Below are 17,710 nucleotides of genomic sequence, written 5' to 3'. Positions count from 1 at the left end.
GGGCTGGCCGCGCGGGAGGCTCGGCGGACGGCGCCCTCAGGACGCGGCGGCCCGCTCCCGCTCGATGAGCTCCTTGCTGCGCACCAACCGCAGGAAGGTGACCACGACCAGCCCGCCGGCGACGTTGAGCAGCGTGGTGTACCAGAACCAGGCCAGCCAGTCCCCGTAGCCGTACGGGGCGCCGGCGTGCAGCGCGCCGAAGAGGATCAGCGAGTCCAGGATCGAGTGGAACAGCACCAGGCCGGCGAGGAGGAAGGCCCCGGCGACCGACGCGGCGAGCTTGCCGGCCTCGGAGCCGGCGCCGTGCTGCATCCGGGTCATCAGCGTGATGAAGGCGCCGGCCAGCAGCGCCAGGCAGACCGCGCGCAGGTCCAGCGGCGCCTCCACGAAGGTGCGCCCCGACTCGATCGCCGTGGTCCCCAGCTCAGGCAGTGCGTGCACGACCAGCCACATGACCAGCCAGCCGCCGACCAGGTTGGCCACGAGGGTGCCCGCCCACAGCTTGCCCAGCTGCGCCGCGCTGGCCCGGCCCGCGACCACCGCGGTCACCGGGACCAGGAAGCCCTCGGTGAACAGCTCGCTCTTGGCCAGCATCAGCGCGACGAACCCGATGGAGAACGCGACGCCGGCCAGCAGGTGGCTGCCGGTCTCGGCGTAGACGGCCAGCAGCGCCACCACGCCCGTGGCCACCTCCAGGCCACCGGCCAGACCGGTCGTCAGCACCTCCCGCCACGAGCGGTGCAACCGCTGGGCTCCCTCGTCGACGATCCGGTCGAACGCCTGGGCGACCTGGTCCTCCGCGGGGGCGTCGGTCTCCCCCAACTGCTCACGAACGGACTGCGCCACGGCGGCCTCCCTCTCCGGCGGCCCGCCGCCCGCCCCGCTGCTCGAGTGCCGGCATGGCCGGGCGTGCTCTACCCCGCACACCGGCGAGGGCACACGTCCGGAGGAGGCGCGGGGACGGCGGGGCGGGGAGGATCGGTGGACATGACCTCGCGACGGCTGGCCACCCTGCACGTGTGGGGCGTGCCGGGCCGGGCGGTCCCGCAGGCCCTGGTGCGGATGGCCGCCGACCGCCGGGCGCTGCGCCGCACGCCCGGCCTGCGCTTCGCCAAGCTGCTGGGCACCGGCACGGGGCGCACCTTCACCGTCCGGGACGCCGACCCGCGCCGCTGGGCGCTCCTCGCGGTGTGGGACGACGCCCGGGCGGCCGACGCCTTCGCGGCCGGCCCCGTCGTCGGCCGCTGGCAGCGGATCGCCGACGAGCAGTGGACCGCCCGGCTGCGGCCGCTGGCCGCCCGCGGCCGGTGGTCACGGGAGGAGCCCTTCGGCCGGCCCTGGCCGCAGCGCTGGGACGGCCCGGTCGCGGCGGTCACCCGCGCCCGGCTCACCCCGCGCAAGGCGCTCGTGTTCTGGCGCGCCGTCCCGCCGGTCTCCGCGGACCTGCACGAGAGCCCCGGCTTGCGCCTGGCCCTGGGCATCGGCGAGGCCCCGATCGGCCTGCAGGGCACCTTCAGCGTCTGGGACTCCTCGGCCGCGCTGAACGCCTTCGCCTACGGCCGGGCACCGCACGCGGCCGTCGTCCGGCGGACCGCGCAGGAGGGCTGGTACGCCGAGGAGCTCTTCGCCCGCCTCGGCCTGGTCTCCGCCGAGGGGACGCTGGGCGGGCGCGACCCGCTGGCCTGAGCCGGAGCGGCCGGGACGGTCAGGCGGGGGGCGCGACGTCGGCCAGCGCGAGCGGCGGGCCTGAGCCGGAGCGGCCGGGACGGTCAGGCGGGGGGCGCGACGTCGGCCAGCGCGAGCGGCGGGCCGAGGATCTCGCCGCGGTAGCGAGCAGCGGCCTCGACGAGGCGGGGCACGTCGGGCTCGCTCGGCTCGGGCAGGCCCGGGCCCGTCGGCGGGCGGCCGAGCTCCCCGATGAAGTCCTCGAAGCCGGCCGGTGAGGTGATCTGCAGCCCGCGCACCGGCCCTCGGGTCACGACGAACACGTGCGGGATGCCGTGTGGGAGGAAGACGAAGGTGCCGGGGCCGGCGGTCCACCGCCGATCACCGCACTCGACCACGAGCTCGCCGTCGAGGACGTAGAAGCCCTCGTCCTCCACGTGGTGCAGGTGGCGGGGCGGGCCGAAACCCACCGGCGCGGACCACTCGATGAGGGTGAAGGAGCCGCCGGTCTGGGCGCGGCCCGCCTTGACCGTCATCCGGGTGTCGAGGAACCAGACCCCGGTGCCCTCCTCCGCACCCAGGGCGTAGCCGCGCTCGTCGAAGCTCATACCGGCGCCTCCCCGGTCGTCCGCCGCACGCTGGGCGAGCTGTCGACCAGGGTCCCGGACGGGCGACCTGCCCTCAACCCCCGGGACCGCGGCTACAGCCGGCAGGTCAGGTGGATCTCCTCGCGGTCGTCGCCGGGGGCGACCCGGATCGCGCCGGGCATCCGGCCGAACTCGGTGTACCCGAGCCCCTCGTAGAACCGCTCGAGGCCGGTGCCGCCACGAGCGGTCAGGTGGAGGAACTCCAGGCCGCGCCGCCGCGCGATGTCGTGAACGCCGGCCATCAGCGCCCGCCCCAGGCCCCGCCCCTGCCGGCTGGGGTGCACCTGCACGCGCAGCACGGTGGCCCAGTGCTGCCGCAGCGGGCTGACCGACAGCGACAGCACGGCGAACCCCGCGACCTCGCCGTCCACCCGGAGCAGGGCGACGACCTCCCGCCCCTCGTTGACGCGGGCGACGAGGGCGTCGAGGAAGGGCGCGACGTCCTCCTGCGTCACCGGGGGGACGAACCCGACCGCCCCGCCGGCGTCGGACACCTCGGTCCAGCACCGCAGCAGCTCCCCGCGCAGCGCCTCGTCGACGTGCTCGACCGGGGAGACCTCGCTGCGCATGTCACCCATTCTCCCGGCGGCCCGCGACGCCCCGACACGGGGAGCCCCGCAGGCCGCGGGCTCCGGTAGCGTGACCCCGCGGCGTACCCCACGCCCGACCCGCTGACCGGTTGCCCACGCCTCCGGCCGTGCGAGGGCAGAGGGGATCAGGTCCTCGGGGAGCGGGACCTGCGGCAGACGCGCACCTTCGCTGCGGCCGGGTCCGGCGACGCGTGGGGTCGGTCGGACCCACGCCGCGCCGAGGAGCTCCCGATGACCCGCCAGAAGCACCTGAAGGCCGCCGTCCCTGCCCGCATGGCCCGGACCGGCGAGCGCTACACCACCGCCCACCGCCACCTCACCGGCGCCGCGCACCCGACCCCCGCCGTGGGCGGCGGCCGGCTCCACGACAGCGCGCTGCTCACCCGCGTGCTGGCCGCCTCCGGCCCCGTCGCCGACACCGGCGGCCGCGCGCTCGACGAGCCGGTGGTCGCCGGCCGCGCCGGCGGCATCGGCTCCATGTACTTCTCGTTCTCCTACGCCGGCGCGCTGCCCACGATGACGATCGTGCCGCGCGTCCACCCGCGCCCCGTCGTGCTGGCCCTCCCTCAGCCGCTGGGCCCGAACCGCTCGACCCGGATGTCGGCGGCCGGCACGCCCATCCCGACCAGCAGCTGGCTGGCCGCCTCCGCGAAGGCCGGGGACCCGCACACGTAGGCCGTCTGGCCCGGCTCCCACAGCGGCACCAGGTCGGCCGGGGTGAGCCGTCCGGCCGGCCGGATGCCGTGCGCCTCCCGCGTGGTCACCACGAGCGCGCCGGCCGCCACCAGCTCGTCGGCGTAGGGCAGCTCGGCCAGCGTCCGGGTGGAGACGGCGGTGCGCAGGAGGTCGGTGCGGCCGAGGGCGCGCGCGGTGCGCAGCATCGCCACGAACGGGACGACGCCGGTGCCCCCGCCGATCAGCAGCGCCGGCATCTCGCCGTCCCACACGAACCAGCCACCGATCGGGCCGCGCACCTCGAGCTCGTCCCCGGGCTGCACCACGTCGGCGAGGTAGGTGGAGACCTCCCCCTCGAACAGGCGCTCGACGAACAGCTCGACCTGCGGGTCGCCGGGCGCCGAGGCGATCGAGTAGGACCGCTGGGCGCGGTAGCCGTCCGGCGCGGTCAGGCGGACGACGTAGTGCTGGCCGGCCATGTGCTCGACGCGGTCGGCGACGTCGAGCCGCAGCAGGACGGCGTCCTCGAGGGGGTGCCGGACGTCGGTCACGGTCGCCGTCCGCCAGCCGCCGCTGGGCGCCTGCGGACGGTGCGGGAGCTCAGTCACCCTGGTAGCGCTGCTCGCGCCAGGGGTCACCCCGGTCGTGGTAGCCGTTCTGCTCCCAGAAGCCGGGCTGGTCGCGCTGCAGCAGGGTCAGCCGGGTGACCCACTTCGCACTCTTCCAGAAGTACAGGTGCGGCACGAGCAACCGCACCGGTCCGCCGTGCTCGATCGGCAGCGGGCCGCCGTCGTACTCCCACACGACCCACGCCTTGCCGCCGGTGACGTCCTCCAGCGGCAGGTTCGTGGTGTACCCGGTCTTGGACGTCGCGATGACGAAGTGCGCGTCGGCGGTCGGCCCGGCCGCCTCGAGCAGGGTGTCGACGCTGACCCCGGCGAACCAGGTGTCGAACTTCGACCAGGTGGTCACGCAGTGGATGGCCCCGCGGTACTCCGAGCGGGGCAGCCGGTGGGCCTCGTCCCAGGTCCAGGTCGTCGGGTTCTCGACCCGCCCGTCGACGGTGATGCTCCATGTCTCGGGGCTGATCCGGGGCGTCGGCTCCGCGGTGAGCACCGGCCAGTCCCGGCCGGCGTCGTACTGCCCGGGCGGGAGCCGGGGATCCCGGTTCTGTCGGCGGCCCAGGAAGCCTCGAGTGGGTCCGGCCATGCCGTGCTCCTCCCCCTCCGGGGTGCACCGGCGGCCCCGGTCGGGCTCGCCGCGGAACGCACCTGAACGGCGGCCGAGCGCACCTTAGCGGGTCGGCGCGGTTAGGGCACCCTTACGAGAGCTGTGTCACCTCGCGTTGACGTGGCCGACGGCACGGCGACGACCTAGCGTTGACAGCCGTGGTGACGGTGACGCAAGCGGGTCAGCGCAGGACCCCGAAGGCAGCGAAGACCAGTTCGGTCTTCAAGAAGATCGTGATGGCGGTCAGCGGCATCATCTTGGTGCTCTACCTGATCGCGCACATGATCGGGAACCTCAAGGCCTTCACCGGCCGCGAGTCGTTCAACCACTACTCGGAGTGGATCCGCACGATCGGTGAGCCGGCGGTCCCGGCGCAGACGACGCTGTGGATCATCCGCGTCGTCCTCCTGGTCGCGGTCGGGGCGCACATCTGGGCGGCGGTCTCGCTGTGGCGCCAGGCCAAGCGCGCCCGGCCGAACGGGTACGTCACCAAGAAGGCGGTGGCCCAGAGCTACGCCTCGCGCACCATGCGGTGGGGCGGCGTGATCGTCCTGGCGTTCATCATCTACCACATCCTCGACCTGACGCTCGGCGTCGCGAACCCCGAGGGACCGGGCACCACCCCCTACGACCGCCTGGTCGCGGGCTTCTCCAACCCGATCGTGGTCATCTTCTACGCCATCGCCCTGATCCTGCTGGGCATGCACCTGCGGCACGGCATCTGGAGCGCCACGCAGACCCTCGGCCAGAGCAACCGGCGCCGCGAGAAGACGGTGAACCTCTTCGCGCTCGCGTTCTCCGTCGTCCTCATCGGCGGCTTCCTGCTCGTGCCGTTCTCCGTCCTCTTCGGGCTCATCGACTAAGGAGCTCCACCGCGATGCCTCTCGACCTCTTCACCGTCGGTGACCCGATCGCCGACACCAAGGCACCCATGGACGTGCCGATCGGCGAGCGCTGGAGCACCCGCCGCTTCCGCGGCCGGCTGGTCAACCCCGCCAACCGCCGCAAGATGACGATCATCGTCGTCGGCACCGGCCTGGCCGGCGGCTCGGCCGCCGCGACGCTGGGCGAGGCCGGCTACAAGGTCAAGTCCTTCTGGTACCAGGACAGCCCGCGCCGCGCGCACAGCGTCGCCGCGCAGGGCGGCATCAACGCCGCCAAGAACTACCGCAACGACGGCGACTCGGTGCACCGGCTGTTCTACGACACGGTCAAGGGTGGCGACTTCCGCGCCCGCGAGAACAACGTGCACCGCCTCGCCGAGGTCAGCGTCAACATCATCGACCAGGCGGTGGCCCAGGGCGTGCCCTTCGCCCGCGAGTACGGCGGCCTGCTCGACAACCGCTCCTTCGGTGGCACCCAGGTGTCGCGGACGTTCTACGCCCGTGGCCAGACGGGCCAGCAGCTGCTCTACGGCGCCTACCAGGCCCTGGAGCGGCAGATCGCGGTCGGCAGCGTCGAGCAGCACGCGCGCACCGAGATGCTCGACCTGATCGTCGTCGACGGCCGGGCCCGCGGCATCGTGGCCCGCGACCTGGTCTCCGGTGAGATCAGCACGCACTTCGGCGACGCCGTCGTCCTGGCGACCGGCGGGTACGGCAACGTGTTCTACCTGTCGACCAACGCCAAGGGCTCAAACGCCACGGGGATCTGGCGGGCGCACAAACGGGGCGCGTACTTCGCCAACCCCTGCTACACGCAGATCCACCCGACCTGCATCCCCGTCAAGGGCGACTACCAGTCCAAGCTCACGCTGATGAGCGAGTCGCTGCGCAACGACGGCCGCGTGTGGGTGCCCAAGGAGCGCGGCGACACCCGCGACCCGCGGGACATCCCCGAGGACGAGCGCGACTACTACCTGGAGCGCATCTACCCCTCCTTCGGCAACCTGGTGCCCCGCGACATCGCCTCGCGGCAGGCCAAGAACGTGTGCGACGAGGGCCGCGGCGTCGGCCCCGGCGGGCTGGGCGTCTACCTCGACTTCGCCGACGCCATCGGGCGGATGGGCCGGCCGGCGGTCGAGGCCAAGTACGGGAACCTGTTCGACATGTACGCCCAGATCACGGGCGAGAACCCGTACGAGACCCCGATGCGCATCTATCCGGCGGTCCACTACACGATGGGCGGCCTGTGGGTCGACTACGACCTGCAGTCGACGATCCCGGGCATGTTCGTGATCGGTGAGGCCAACTTCTCCGACCACGGCGCCAACCGGCTCGGCGCCAGCGCCCTGATGCAGGGCCTGGCCGACGGCTACTTCGTGCTGCCGTCGACGATCACCGAGTACCTGGCCGACGCCCCGTTCGCCAAGATCGACGACAGCCACCCCGCCGTGGTCGAGGCGCTGCAGGGGGTCCAGGCGCAGGTGCAGAAGCTGCTCTCCATCAACGGCACCCGCAGCCCCGCCTCGTTCCACCGGGAGCTGGGCCGGCTGATGTGGGACCTCTGCGGCATGGAGCGCTCCGAGGAGAGCCTGCGCAAGGCCCTGGACCGGATCCCCGAGATCCGCCAGGAGTTCTGGACCAACCTGCGGGTGACCGGGACCGAGGGCGGCTTCAACCAGACCCTGGAGCACGCCGGCCGGGTCGCCGACTTCATCGAGCTCGCCGAGCTGATGTGCGTCGACGCCCTGCACCGCAACGAGAGCTGCGGTGGGCACTTCCGGGCCGAGAGCCAGACGCCCGACGGTGAGGCGCTGCGCGACGACGAGAACTTCGCCTACGTCGCCGCGTGGGAGTGGACGCCGGAAGGCGCTCCGCCCGTCCTGCACCGCGAAGCCCTCGAGTACGAGTACGTCCACCTCGCCCAGCGGAGCTACAAGTGACAGTCACCCACGAGGGCGCCCACTCGACGGTCGGCGCGCAGGACGCGCGGGCCGAGAAGCGCGGCATGACCCTCAACCTGCGCATCTGGCGGCAGAACGGCCCGCGCGACAAGGGCCGCATGGTCACCTACAAGGTCGCCGACATCTCGCCGGACATGTCCTTCCTCGAGATGCTCGACGTGCTCAACGAGCAGCTGATCCAGGCCGGCGACGACCCGGTGTCGTTCGACCACGACTGCCGCGAGGGCATCTGCGGCATGTGCGGCGTCATGATCAACGGCATGGCGCACGGGCCGCAGCAGACCACCACGTGCCAGCTGCACATGCGGTCGTTCAAGGACGGCGACACGATCGACGTCGAGCCGTGGCGCGCGACGCCGTTCCCGGTGATCAAGGACCTCGCCGTCGACCGGCGGGCGTTCGACCGGATCATCCAGGCCGGCGGCTACATCAGCGTCCCGACCGGCACCGCCCCGGAGGCCCACTCCGTCCCGGTGCCGAAGAAGGACGCCGACGCCGCGTTCGACGCCGCCACCTGCATCGGCTGCGGCGCCTGCGTGGCGGCCTGCCCCAACGCGTCGTCGATGCTGTTCACCGCCGCCAAGGTCACCCACCTCGGGCTGCTCCCGCAGGGACAGCCCGAGCGCAACGACCGCGTGGTCAACATGGTCGCCCAGCAGGACCGTGAGGGCTTCGGCGGCTGCACCAACATCGGGGAGTGCTCGGCCTCCTGCCCCAAGGGCATCTCGATGGAGACCATCTCCCGGCTCAACCACGACCTGCTCGGCGCCCTGCGCGCCGGCGCCCGGCCGAAGAGCTGAGAGAGGACCCCGTCCTCCCCACCCTTCGCAGGCTCAGGGCGGGACCCGGGACGGGGCCAGGAGCCGAGGCGGGACCCCGGCCTGACCGGGGCACCACAGCGGGCGGGGACCCTCCGCGGTCCCCGCCCGCTGTCGTCGTCGAGGCGCCCTGGCCGGCAGTCGGCCGGCCGGGTGCGACCCGCTGAGTTCGGTGTGCGAACCTAGCTGGGTGACGACCGAGCCGATCACCGACCCGACCACCTCCCCCGCCGCCTGGGGCGAGCCGCGCTCGCGCACGGTGACCTGGCACGACCCCATGGTGGTGGCGGCCGGGGCGCTGGAGCGCAGCGGGCTGGAGGCGCTGGAGGCCATCCGCGACGGGCTCCTCCCCCCGCCCCCGATCGCCCGGTTGTTCCCCATGGACGTCGTCTCGGTCACCGAGGGGCGGGTGGAGTTCCGCTGCGCGGTCGACGAGTCGGCCTACAACCCGATCGGCGTCGTGCACGGCGGCCTCGTGTGCACCCTGCTCGACACCGTCGCGGGGTGCGCGGTCCACTCCACGCTGCCACGGGGCACGGGGTACACCTCGATCGAGATCAAGGTCAACTACCTGCGGTCGGTGCACGCCGGCAGCGGGCCGCTCACCGCCGTCGGCACGGTGGTCAAGCCCGGCCGGCGTGTCGCCTTCGCCGAGGGCGAGGTCCGCGACGCCGCCGGGCAGGCCGTGGCGACCGCGTCCAGCTCGCTGCTGGTCTTCCCCCTCCCCCGCTGAGGTCCGCGCTCAGCCGACGAGGTCGCGGCGGGCCGACCAGGAGTCCAGCCAGTCGGCCAGCTGCCCGGCGGTCAGCGGTCGGCTGAGGTGGTACCCCTGGACGACGTCGCAGCCGAGGACGGCCAGGGCGTCGACGGTCGCCTGGTCCTCGGCCCCCTCCGCCACCAGCGTCAGACCGAGCGCGTGCGCCAGCTGCAGGGTCGAGGTGACGATCGCCGCCGACCGGGGACTGTCGGTCAGCGCGGCGACGAAGGCGCGGTCCAGCTTCAGCTCGGTCACCGGGAGTGCGGCCAGGTAGGCCAGGCTTGAGTACCCGGTGCCGTAGTCGTCGATGGAGACGCCGACGCCGGCCTCGCGCAGCCGGGCGAGGACGCGGGCGGCGCGCTCCCGGTCGGCCATGAGCAGGCTCTCGGTGACCTCGAGGACCAGCGCGCACGCGGGGACGCCGTGGCGGTGCAGCAGCGCGGCGACCTCGTCGGGGAAGCGCTCGTCGACCAGGTCCGAGGGGCTGACGTTGACCGCGACGGTGAGCTCGCGGCCGTCGTCGGCCCACGCGCGGCGCTGGGCGAGGGCGAGGTCGACCACCGCCGACGTCAGGGACGACATGAGCCCCGCGGACTCGGAGAGCTCGATGAACGCGTCGGGGTACAGCAGCCCGCGGGTGGGGTGCTGCCAGCGCACCAGGCACTCCACGCCCTCGACCGCGCCGGTGGCCAGGGTCAGCTTGGGCTGGTGGTGCAGGACCAGCTCGCCGCCGGCGATGGCCGCGCGCAGCTGCTCGACCGCCTCCAACCGGTGCCGCCCGGAGCCGTGCCGCTCCTCGTCGTAGACGGCGGCCCCGGAGCGGGTGGCCTTGGCGCAGTACATGGCCAGGTCGGCCATCTGCAGCAGCTCCTCGGCCGACCGGGAGTGCTGCGGGCCGACGGCGATGCCCACGCTGGCGTCGACGCGCTGCGCCATGCCACCGAGCCGGAACGGCTCCTCCAGGGTGGCGCACAGCCGCTGGGCGAGGGTGAGGGCGCCGGTGTCGTCCAGGTCGGACGCCACGACGACGAACTCGTCGCCGCCGAGCCGGGCGAGCAGGTCCCCGCCACGCAGCTGCGCGAGCAGACGCGGGCCGAGCTGGCGCAGCAGCGCGTCCCCGACGGCGTGGCCCAGCGAGTCGTTGATCTCCTTGAACCGGTCCAGGTCGACCACGAGCACCGCGACGCTGCCGCCGGCGCGCAGGTGCGCGTCGACGCCGGCCAGCGCCTCGAACACCTGCCGGCGGTTGGGCAGGCCGGTGAGGTCGTCGGTCCGCGCCTGGCGGCGGCTGTCGGCCAGCGCGCGCACGTCGCGGAAGGTGAGGGCGGTGCGGGCCAGGGCGGCCAGGACGGCGCACAGGGCGAGCACGCCGGCCAGCGGGTCGCCGCCCTCCAGGTAGCCGGAGAACAGCAGGGTCAGCGCGGCGACGGCGCACACCCCGGGGACGGCGAGCGCACCCAGCCCCTCCAGCCGCGTGGTGCCCCCGGACCGCGGCGCGGAGCAGGCGGCCAGGCCGAAGCAGCCGAACGCCAGCCCCCAGCCGAGGTCCAGGGCCGAGCCGGGGACGAACGAGTCGTGGACGACCTGGTAGGCGTACACGGTGTCGGTGACACCGAACAGCGCCATGCCGCCGGTCAGCCACCACCACACACCCCCGGCGCCGCGGCCCACGACGGCCAGCGCGCCGGCGATGAGCACGAGCAGCAGCAGGTCGGCGATGGGGTAGGCGGCGGCGGTGACGACGGCGCCGGGCGGCCCCTCCGCCGTCCGCAGGAGGGCGCCCAGCGCGAACGCCGAGCCCAGCGCCGCGGCGGTCAGCCCGCTGACCACGCCGTCGAGCCACATGCTCGACGTCAGCCGGCGCACGCGCGCCCGCAGCAGGAGGAACAGGCCGACGTAGGCGCACGGGTACAGGCCCATCCAGCCGACGTCGGCCCACGAGGGGCGCGGCACCACCGGCAGGGAGGAGTAGTGGAGCTGCTGGGCGAGCGCACCGGCCAGGTAGGAGGCCACCGCGGCGGCGAAGCACAGCCAGGCGCCCCGGTCCCGGGTCGCGACGGCCGCCCGCGCGGCGAGCAGCGCGGCCAGCCCGGCGAGGAACATCAGCTTCCCCCCGCCGGCCAGGACGGCGAGCCGGCCGGTGGCACCCAGGCCCGAGGCGACCAGCGACGCCACGTAGGTCGCCCCGAGCACGGCGGCGGCCGCGCGCACCACCCGCAGCGACCGGTCGGTGCGCTGGCGGGTCCGCGCGCCTCGCTGCGCGCCGGGGTTGTGCTCCACCACGGTCAAGGCATCGGCGGCGTCCCCGTCGCTCTCCACCCCAGCCCGGTGCCGGATCCTCCGGTTCCCTCGGGAGGGGGAGGTCCCTCCCCCGGGCCGGGCGCCCCTGGACACCGCGACGGCGCCGTGCAGGCTGGGGGCAGCCGTCGAGGGGAGCTGCCGTGACCCACCGGGACGATCCCGACGACTGGGCGGGGCCGACCCCGGAGGTCCGGGTCGGCGACCGCTCGTTCCGGCTGCCGCTGCGCTACTCCGACAGCTCGTGCTTCGCCTCGGTGCACGCCGCAGACTCCGCCGCGGTCGCCGCGGCCCTCCCCGCCGGCCCGCTGCGGCCGGTCCGGTGGGCCGACGGGCGGGCCCTCCTGTCGGTGGCCGCCTTCCGCTACCGCGCCGTGACCACCGCCGACGACCCGCCCGGGCTCCTGGCTCCCTACGGGGAGCTCTCGGTCGCGGCCGTTGTGACCCGCGGCCCGGCGCCGCGCGTGCTGCCGCTGCTGCGCCGCCGGCTGCCGCTGTTCGTGCTGCACCTGCCGGTGACCACGGCCGAGGCCCGGGACGCCGGAGTCGCGCTGTGGGGGTTCCCGAAGTTCGTCGCTGACATGGACTTCGCCGAGGAGCGGCCGGCGCGGCGGGTGACCCTGTCCGAGGGCGCGACGCCGGTGCTGTCGCTGACCGTCCGGGCCGCCGGACCGGTGTTCCCCGACCGCCGGCCCGCGGTCATGTACAGCGAGCGGGACGGGCAACTGGTGGAGACGGTGGTGCCCATGGCCGGGCGGCTGCGCCTCGGCGTGGGGGCGGGCTCCGGGCAGCTGGAGCTCGGGGACCACCCGGTGGCCGAGCACCTGCGCCGGCTCGGCGTCGCGCCGTCCCCGCTGGCGGTGTTCGACTACCTGGAGCACCGCAGCCTGCTGCCCGCCGGCCGGGCCGTCGGGCCGGCGCCGGCCCACCACGGTCACCGCGGTGCGGAGCGGGCGCGCGGCCGGTTCACCGTCCGGTACCCGGGTACCGCCGCGCTGGACCTGTATGCGCCGCCGGTGCCCGCCTGAGGGACCGCCGCCCGACGAGGCGGGCGACCGGTCAGTTCCCCGCGGCCTCCACGTCCTGCCGGTCGAGCGCACCGGCGTCGACCAGGACGTCGACGGCGTCCGGGAGCCCGTCGAGGGCACGGGCGAGGTCCTCGGGCCGGGCGATCGTCCACGCCTGCGTGTCGACGTAGCAGCGGACCGCCTCGTCGAAGGCCGCCGCCCCGGCCGCCTCACGCGCCGCCAGGAGGGCGGCGGCGCCCTTCGAGTAGGCCCGGCGCTCGTAGTCGTCCTGGTCGGCGAACTGGGCCATCGTGCCGGCGACGGGCCCGCCCCGGTCCAGGTCGTCCTCGTCGTACCCCCAGTCCTCGACGACCGTCTCGGCGTAGGTGGCGAAGGACTCGTCCAGCCAGGGGTCGCGGAACTGGGAGTTGCCGACCATCCCGTAGAACCACATGTGCGCGACCTCGTGGACCACCAGGCCGAAGTCCTCGTCACCCAGCAGGATCGACGAGGAGTACTCCTCGCCGCCGCCGTCGTCGTCCACCAGCGGAACGGTGAGGGTCGGGTACGGGAACGGTCCGAACCGGGCCTCCAGCAGGGTGATCGCCGCGGCGGTGTCCTCGGCCAGCTCCTCGGCGGAGGTGTCCGCCCCCGGCAGCACGGCGGCGGTCACCGCGGTGTCGCCCGCCTGCACCTGCGCGCTGTCGAACTCCCCCGCCGCCACGCTCACGTCCCGGGAGACCGGTTCGTGCGACTCCCACAGCCGCCGGCCTCCGGCCGCCGCCTGGGGTTGCTCCTGGTCGCCGGTCATGACGACGGTGAGCTCCTCGGGCGCCGACACGCGGATGGTCGTGTCGGCCACCGTGGCGGCGGTCGTCTCGCCGCTGATCTCGCTGAACGGGTCCCGCGCCCAGCCGTGCCCGGGTTCCCACGTCAGCAGCGGGAAGCCGCTGGCCCACCAGGTGACGTCCTCCCGGGCGCCGAGCCGGTCGAAGCCGGCCGGTGTCCGGCCGGAGGCCAGCCGCAGGGTGAAGTCCAGCTCCACGGACACCGTCTGCCCGGCCGGGACCGGCGCCCGCAGGTCGACCCGGTAGAGGCCGCCGGGGGTCCCGGGCGCGGCCTCGGCGGCGACGTGCCGGCCGCCGGTCACGTCGTCCCCCCGGACGGCGTCGACCCGCAGCTCGTGGCCGGCCGACTGGGGGGCGTTGGGGATCAGCCGGAACCACAGCTCCTGGACGGGCAGGTCCGGGGTGAAGGCCACCGTCTCCGTCCCGGTCACCGTGCGGCGGTCGTCCTCGAGCCGGAAGTCCAGCGTGACGACGGGCCGGTCGGGGTCGGGCGCGGCCCGTTCCGCCGTGCCGCAGTCGGACGCCGGGCCCGCCTCCTCCGCCCGCTCCGCGGGGGACGACGTGCACGCGGCGAGGAGGAGGAGTGCGCCGCAGCCCACGGCCCACCGACGTCCGGACGACCTGCGGTCGGTCCCGTCGAGCATGGTCTCTGCCCACCCGCAGGTGCAGCCGGGCCCGCGCTCGACGGGTCTGCTCACGACCACCCCCGCTGACGGTGAATCTAGGGAACGGGACGGCCGCCCGGCACCCCCTTTCGGCGGGGGGAGTCGCCGCGGTCGAGCAGTCGTCAGGTGCCGGCCCCCGGTGCCCTCAGCGGCTCTGCAGGGCGTCGAGCGCCACGGCCATGGCCGCGGCGACGCGGAAGTCCAGCCGCGGGTCGGGCACGGTCACCGTGTAACGGTCCCGGATGCTCTTCTGCCGCTCACTCACCAGGACCGTGGCCCCGGTCGTGGTGTCGACGAAGTCGAAGTGGAAGACGAAGGGGATCCAGACGTCACCGAGGTACGGGACGAGCTCCCAGATCCGGCGCAGGATCGCGATGACCGGGCGGCGTTCCCGGCCGACGGCCGTGATCCCCGGCGCCGACAGCTCCCAGGTGGAGCGCAGGAGGCTGGCCCCGAAGCGCTTGCCGAACGAGCCGAGGACGGCGCCGTGCTCGTCGAGGACGTCGTGCTCGGCGTGGACGTCGAGCCGCTGGCGGGCCTTGAAGGAGAACAGCCGGCGGCTCTTGCTCGCGTCGCTGTAGAAGACCACCTCCTCCTTGAGCTTCATCCGCTTCTGCTCGGCGAAGGCGAGCGTGTACGCCTCGCTGCCGTCGGGGTTGGCGGCGACGACCTCGTAGCGGTTCACCATCAGGGTGACCCGCTGCGTGACGAAGAACGCCGGCACCACGTGGGGGGCCGGCGGCGGGGAACCAGGGACAGCGGTCACGGGGGCACTCCTGGGCTGGTCGAGGGACGGACGCCCATCCTGGCCGACGCGCGGAGCTGGTGGAATGCGTCGGCGCTGGTGGCACTTGTCCTCCTCGTACGTGGCCGACGAGGGCCGTGTCGACGCCGTCCGAGCCGAAGGACCCCCGTGACCACCACGCAGGACCCCGCCACCCGGGACACCCCCGCCGCCGCCTCCCCCGCGGCACCGCCGATGAGCCGGCCCCTGCTCGCACTGGTCCTGGGGGCCTTCGTCGCGGTGGGTCCCCTGACCATCGACATGTACCTGCCGGCCCTGCCCACGATCACCGCGGACCTGGGGACGACGTCGGCGATGATCCAGCTGACGCTCACCGGCACGCTGGTCGGCCTCGCCCTCGGACAACTGGTGCTCGGCCCGCTGTCGGACGCCCTGGGACGCACGCGGCCGCTGCTCGCCGGGACGGCGCTGTACGTGGTGGCCTCGCTGCTGGTCCTCGTCGCGCCGAACGTCGCCGTCCTCGGGGTGCTGCGCGTGCTGCAGGGTGTGGGCACCGCGTCCGGCGCGGTGATCGCGCTGGCCGTCGTCCGCGACCTGTACACCGGGCGGGCCGCCGCGACGATGCTGTCCCGCCTGTTCCTCGTCCTCGGCGCCGCGCCGGTGCTCGCCCCGACGATCGGCGGGGAGGTCCTGCGGTTCACCTCGTGGCGGGGCATCTTCGCGCTGCTGGCGGTCTACGGCCTGCTGCTGCTCGCCGTCGGGGCGCTGGGGCTGCGGGAGACCCTGCCCCCGGAGCGCCGCCGCAGCAGCGGCCTGGCCGGGACGCTGCGGACCTACCGCGGGCTGCTGAGGGACCGGACCTACGTCGGCCTGGTGGTCGTGGCGGGCCTGACGATGGCCGGCCTGTTCAGCTACGTCTCCGGCTCCTCGTTCGTCTTCCAGCGCCAGTTCGGGCTCGACGAGCAGCAGTTCGGGCTGCTGTTCGGGGCCGGCGCGTTCTGGCTGATCGCCGCCACCCAGCTCAACCCCGTCGTGCTGCGCCGGTGGACCTCCGCCCAGGTGCTGGTCGCCGGCATCGTCACCGGGACGGTCGCCGGCGCGGTGCTGCTCGTGCTCGCGCTCACGGGCACCGGCGGGCTGGCCGGCGTCGTGGTGCCGCTGTGGGCGGTGCTGTTCTGCGGCGGCCTCGCGCTGCCGAACGCGCCGGCCCTGGCGCTCTCGCGGCACGGGGAGGCGGCGGGTGCAGCCGCGGCGCTGCTGGGCGCCGTCCAGTTCGGCGTCGGCGCCGCGGTGGCCCCTCTGGTCGGCGTGCTGGGCAACGACGCCGCGGCGATGGGCATCGTCGTGGTCGGTGCCCTGCTCGTGGCGATCGCCGTGCTGGTCACCGTCGTCCGGCCGTGGCGGCTCACCGAGCCCGAGGACGTCCCCGTCGGCTGAGGCCGCCAGGTCAGCAGGTCCGGGAGACCGCCGTGGGCGCGTTGTAGCTGCAGGAGTGCACCAGCGCACCGGCCCGGGTGCGCAGCTGGGCGGTGTCCTTGTCGTTGTTCCACACGTAGTTGGTGCGCTGCCAGTAGCGGGTGGCGCCCGCGTTGGTCCCCTTGCCCGTGCGGAGCACGACGCTCTTGCCGGCCGCGATGGTGGTGACCGGGAACGCGTAGACCCACCCGGCGGCGTCCCGGACGGTCCAGCCGGTGATCGTCTGCGTCCGCGTCGTGGTGTTGCGGAGGAGGACGTACTCGGCGTTCAGGCTGGCCGCCGAGCGGGTGTCGGTGCCCGGGCTGTTGTAGTAGATCTTCTCGATCCGCACCGCCGGCGCCGCCTGCGCGGGCGCCGCCGCCAGGACGCCTCCCGCCACCGCGATGACCAGCGCGAGAACGATCGCGCCGATCCGCTTGCGCACTGCCGCCACGTCCGCTCCTCCCCGCGCACGACGCGGCCCGGGTGGGCGGCGGTCCCGTGCGTCCCTGCCGCACTCCATCGGCGCGGTCGGGGTCGATCTGTACCGGGACGAGGAGGGCCGGAGGACGTCTCCGGCCCTCCTGTCGCCCGATCGGGTGTCAGGCCTGCTGCTGGGCCTCGAAGGCGTCCTCGAACAGCGCCGTGAAGGCCGCCTCGTCCAGCGGCGCCGAGCTCGCGCCGGTCTGCTGCAGGAAGAGCAGCCGCTGCCCCTCGGCGGCCACGGCGATCAGCGTCGGGACGGTCACGCTGGTCCCGTCCGCGCCCTGCACGGCGGTGGTGAAGGCGACGCCGTCGCTGGTGTCGCCCACGTCGGGGACCTCGAAGTCGGTGAACGTGATCGTGGCCCGGGAGCCGTCGGGCAGTTCCACCGTGACCTCCGGGCACCGGGCGACCACCTCGTCGAACTGCGGCTCCTCGCCGTCCACCTGCTCGCTCTCGGCCAGCACCTGGGCGGTCACGCCGGTGCCGGTGGTCGCCGTCTGCGCGACGACGACGCCGAAGTCCTCGGGGGTCAGCTGGGTCGACCCGACGCTCTGCCCGCACTCCGGCGGGGTGACCGTCCCGCCCGGCGGCAGCCCGCCCGAGCCGGAGGTCGACAGCTGGCGGACGTCGACGGTCACGACCTGGGCGTCCGGGCCGAACGCCTCGGGGGGCAGCAGGCCGGCGGCCAGCTCGTCCTCGGTGCTGAGCTCCGCCTCCTCGGCGGCCGGGCTGGGGGCGGCCGGGCTGGCAGCGGAGCTCGCGCCGGACGACGGGGCCGCGGCCTCGCCCGAACCGCGGTCGGCGCAGGCGGAGGTGGCGGTCAGCAGTCCCACGCCGGCGAGGAGGATCGGCAGGCTGCGGCGGCGGTGGCGCGTCGAGGCGATCATGATCGGACGCTATGGGCCGCGCCGAGGCGTCGCCCTCCGTGACCGGGGCCTTCGCCCGATCGGGTGACGGTGCGCCGGCCGGCCCGTCCGGG

At 74.4% G+C, this 17,710-nt stretch carries 18 protein-coding genes; 8 read left to right on the top strand and 10 right to left on the bottom strand.

All coding sequences use genetic code 11. From position 1 onward, the window contains the following. Positions 1-36: 36 nt before the first annotated feature. Positions 37-846: a formate/nitrite transporter family protein gene (locus ACI79C_RS04230; RefSeq protein WP_456944370.1), complete on the bottom strand. Its 810-nt coding sequence runs from the start codon at positions 844-846 to the stop codon at positions 37-39. 141 nt (positions 847-987) lie between these two features. Here ACI79C_RS04230 and ACI79C_RS04225 point away from each other — a divergent pair, with 141 nt between their 5' ends. Continuing rightward, positions 988-1,686, top strand: coding sequence for a monooxygenase (locus ACI79C_RS04225; RefSeq protein ID WP_456944369.1), 699 nt, complete (start codon positions 988-990; stop codon positions 1,684-1,686). 83 nt (positions 1,687-1,769) lie between these two features. On the opposite strand, the gene ACI79C_RS04220 is transcribed toward ACI79C_RS04225, so the two are convergent. Then, on the bottom strand, positions 1,770-2,273 hold the full coding sequence (locus ACI79C_RS04220; RefSeq protein WP_456944368.1) for a cupin domain-containing protein: 504 nt from the start codon (positions 2,271-2,273) through the stop codon (positions 1,770-1,772). A gap of 92 nt (positions 2,274-2,365) precedes the next feature. Next, entirely contained in the window at positions 2,366-2,881 is a 516-nt protein-coding gene (locus tag ACI79C_RS04215) for a GNAT family N-acetyltransferase (protein WP_456944367.1), read from the bottom strand. Positions 2,882-3,133: 252 nt separating this feature from the next. Between ACI79C_RS04215 and ACI79C_RS04210 the strand changes: the two genes are divergently transcribed. After that, a complete protein-coding gene (locus ACI79C_RS04210; protein WP_456944366.1) occupies positions 3,134-3,577 on the top strand; it encodes a hypothetical protein in 444 nt (147 codons plus the stop codon). On the opposite strand, the gene ACI79C_RS04205 is transcribed toward ACI79C_RS04210, so the two are convergent. Beyond that, entirely contained in the window at positions 3,469-4,185 is a 717-nt protein-coding gene (locus tag ACI79C_RS04205) for an FAD-binding oxidoreductase (protein WP_456944365.1), read from the bottom strand. The genes ACI79C_RS04210 and ACI79C_RS04205 overlap by 109 nt on opposite strands. Next, on the bottom strand, positions 4,178-4,786 hold the full coding sequence (locus ACI79C_RS04200; RefSeq protein ID WP_456944364.1) for a sulfite oxidase-like oxidoreductase: 609 nt from the start codon (positions 4,784-4,786) through the stop codon (positions 4,178-4,180). The genes ACI79C_RS04205 and ACI79C_RS04200 overlap by 8 nt, the downstream gene beginning before the upstream one ends. Positions 4,787-4,965: 179 nt before the next feature. On the opposite strand from ACI79C_RS04200, the gene ACI79C_RS04195 reads away from it, so the two are divergent. The 4 genes from ACI79C_RS04195 to ACI79C_RS04180 all read left to right on the top strand — a co-directional run bounded on the left by ACI79C_RS04195 (position 4,966) and on the right by ACI79C_RS04180 (position 9,203). Then, on the top strand, positions 4,966-5,670 hold the full coding sequence (locus tag ACI79C_RS04195) for a succinate dehydrogenase cytochrome b subunit (protein ID WP_456944363.1): 705 nt from the start codon (positions 4,966-4,968) through the stop codon (positions 5,668-5,670). 14 nt (positions 5,671-5,684) lie between these two features. Beyond that, positions 5,685-7,631 carry a fumarate reductase/succinate dehydrogenase flavoprotein subunit gene (locus tag ACI79C_RS04190; RefSeq protein WP_456944362.1) on the top strand — a complete coding sequence of 649 codons (1,947 nt, stop codon included), beginning with the start codon at positions 5,685-5,687 and terminating at the stop codon, positions 7,629-7,631. Further along, positions 7,628-8,452: a succinate dehydrogenase/fumarate reductase iron-sulfur subunit gene (locus ACI79C_RS04185; protein ID WP_456944361.1), complete on the top strand. Its 825-nt coding sequence runs from the start codon at positions 7,628-7,630 to the stop codon at positions 8,450-8,452. The genes ACI79C_RS04190 and ACI79C_RS04185 overlap by 4 nt, the downstream gene beginning before the upstream one ends. Positions 8,453-8,660: 208 nt before the next feature. Continuing rightward, positions 8,661-9,203 carry a PaaI family thioesterase gene (locus tag ACI79C_RS04180; RefSeq protein ID WP_456944360.1) on the top strand — a complete coding sequence of 181 codons (543 nt, stop codon included), beginning with the start codon at positions 8,661-8,663 and terminating at the stop codon, positions 9,201-9,203. A gap of 9 nt (positions 9,204-9,212) precedes the next feature. On the opposite strand, the gene ACI79C_RS04175 is transcribed toward ACI79C_RS04180, so the two are convergent. Beyond that, entirely contained in the window at positions 9,213-11,546 is a 2,334-nt protein-coding gene (locus tag ACI79C_RS04175; RefSeq protein WP_456944359.1) for a putative bifunctional diguanylate cyclase/phosphodiesterase, read from the bottom strand. 122 nt (positions 11,547-11,668) lie between these two features. Between ACI79C_RS04175 and ACI79C_RS04170 the strand changes: the two genes are divergently transcribed. Further along, on the top strand, positions 11,669-12,553 hold the full coding sequence (locus ACI79C_RS04170) for an acetoacetate decarboxylase family protein (RefSeq protein WP_456944358.1): 885 nt from the start codon (positions 11,669-11,671) through the stop codon (positions 12,551-12,553). Positions 12,554-12,584: 31 nt separating this feature from the next. Here ACI79C_RS04170 and ACI79C_RS04165 read toward each other — a convergent pair whose 3' ends face one another. Together ACI79C_RS04165 and ACI79C_RS04160 are read right to left on the bottom strand one after the other, a co-directional pair. After that, positions 12,585-14,078 carry a M1 family aminopeptidase gene (locus ACI79C_RS04165; protein ID WP_456944357.1) on the bottom strand — a complete coding sequence of 498 codons (1,494 nt, stop codon included), beginning with the start codon at positions 14,076-14,078 and terminating at the stop codon, positions 12,585-12,587. Positions 14,079-14,190: 112 nt separating this feature from the next. Next, positions 14,191-14,811 (bottom strand): hypothetical protein, encoded by a 621-nt coding sequence (locus tag ACI79C_RS04160; RefSeq protein WP_456944356.1) that lies wholly within the window; start codon positions 14,809-14,811, stop codon positions 14,191-14,193. A gap of 147 nt (positions 14,812-14,958) precedes the next feature. Here ACI79C_RS04160 and ACI79C_RS04155 point away from each other — a divergent pair, with 147 nt between their 5' ends. After that, positions 14,959-16,227 (top strand): multidrug effflux MFS transporter, encoded by a 1,269-nt coding sequence (locus tag ACI79C_RS04155; RefSeq protein WP_456944355.1) that lies wholly within the window; start codon positions 14,959-14,961, stop codon positions 16,225-16,227. Between the two features lie 10 nt (positions 16,228-16,237). Here ACI79C_RS04155 and ACI79C_RS04150 read toward each other — a convergent pair whose 3' ends face one another. Both ACI79C_RS04150 and ACI79C_RS04145 read right to left on the bottom strand, forming a co-directional pair. After that, a complete protein-coding gene (locus ACI79C_RS04150) occupies positions 16,238-16,699 on the bottom strand; it encodes a lamin tail domain-containing protein (RefSeq protein WP_456944354.1) in 462 nt (153 codons plus the stop codon). A 148-nt stretch (positions 16,700-16,847) separates the two neighbouring features. Further along, positions 16,848-17,618, bottom strand: a complete 771-nt coding sequence (locus ACI79C_RS04145) for a hypothetical protein (RefSeq protein WP_456944353.1) — start codon at positions 17,616-17,618, stop codon at positions 16,848-16,850. Positions 17,619-17,710 lie beyond the last annotated feature (92 nt).

The sequence above is a fragment of the Geodermatophilus sp. SYSU D00697 genome (assembly GCF_054050175.1).
This window is presented reverse-complemented; position numbering and strand designations above follow the sequence as displayed.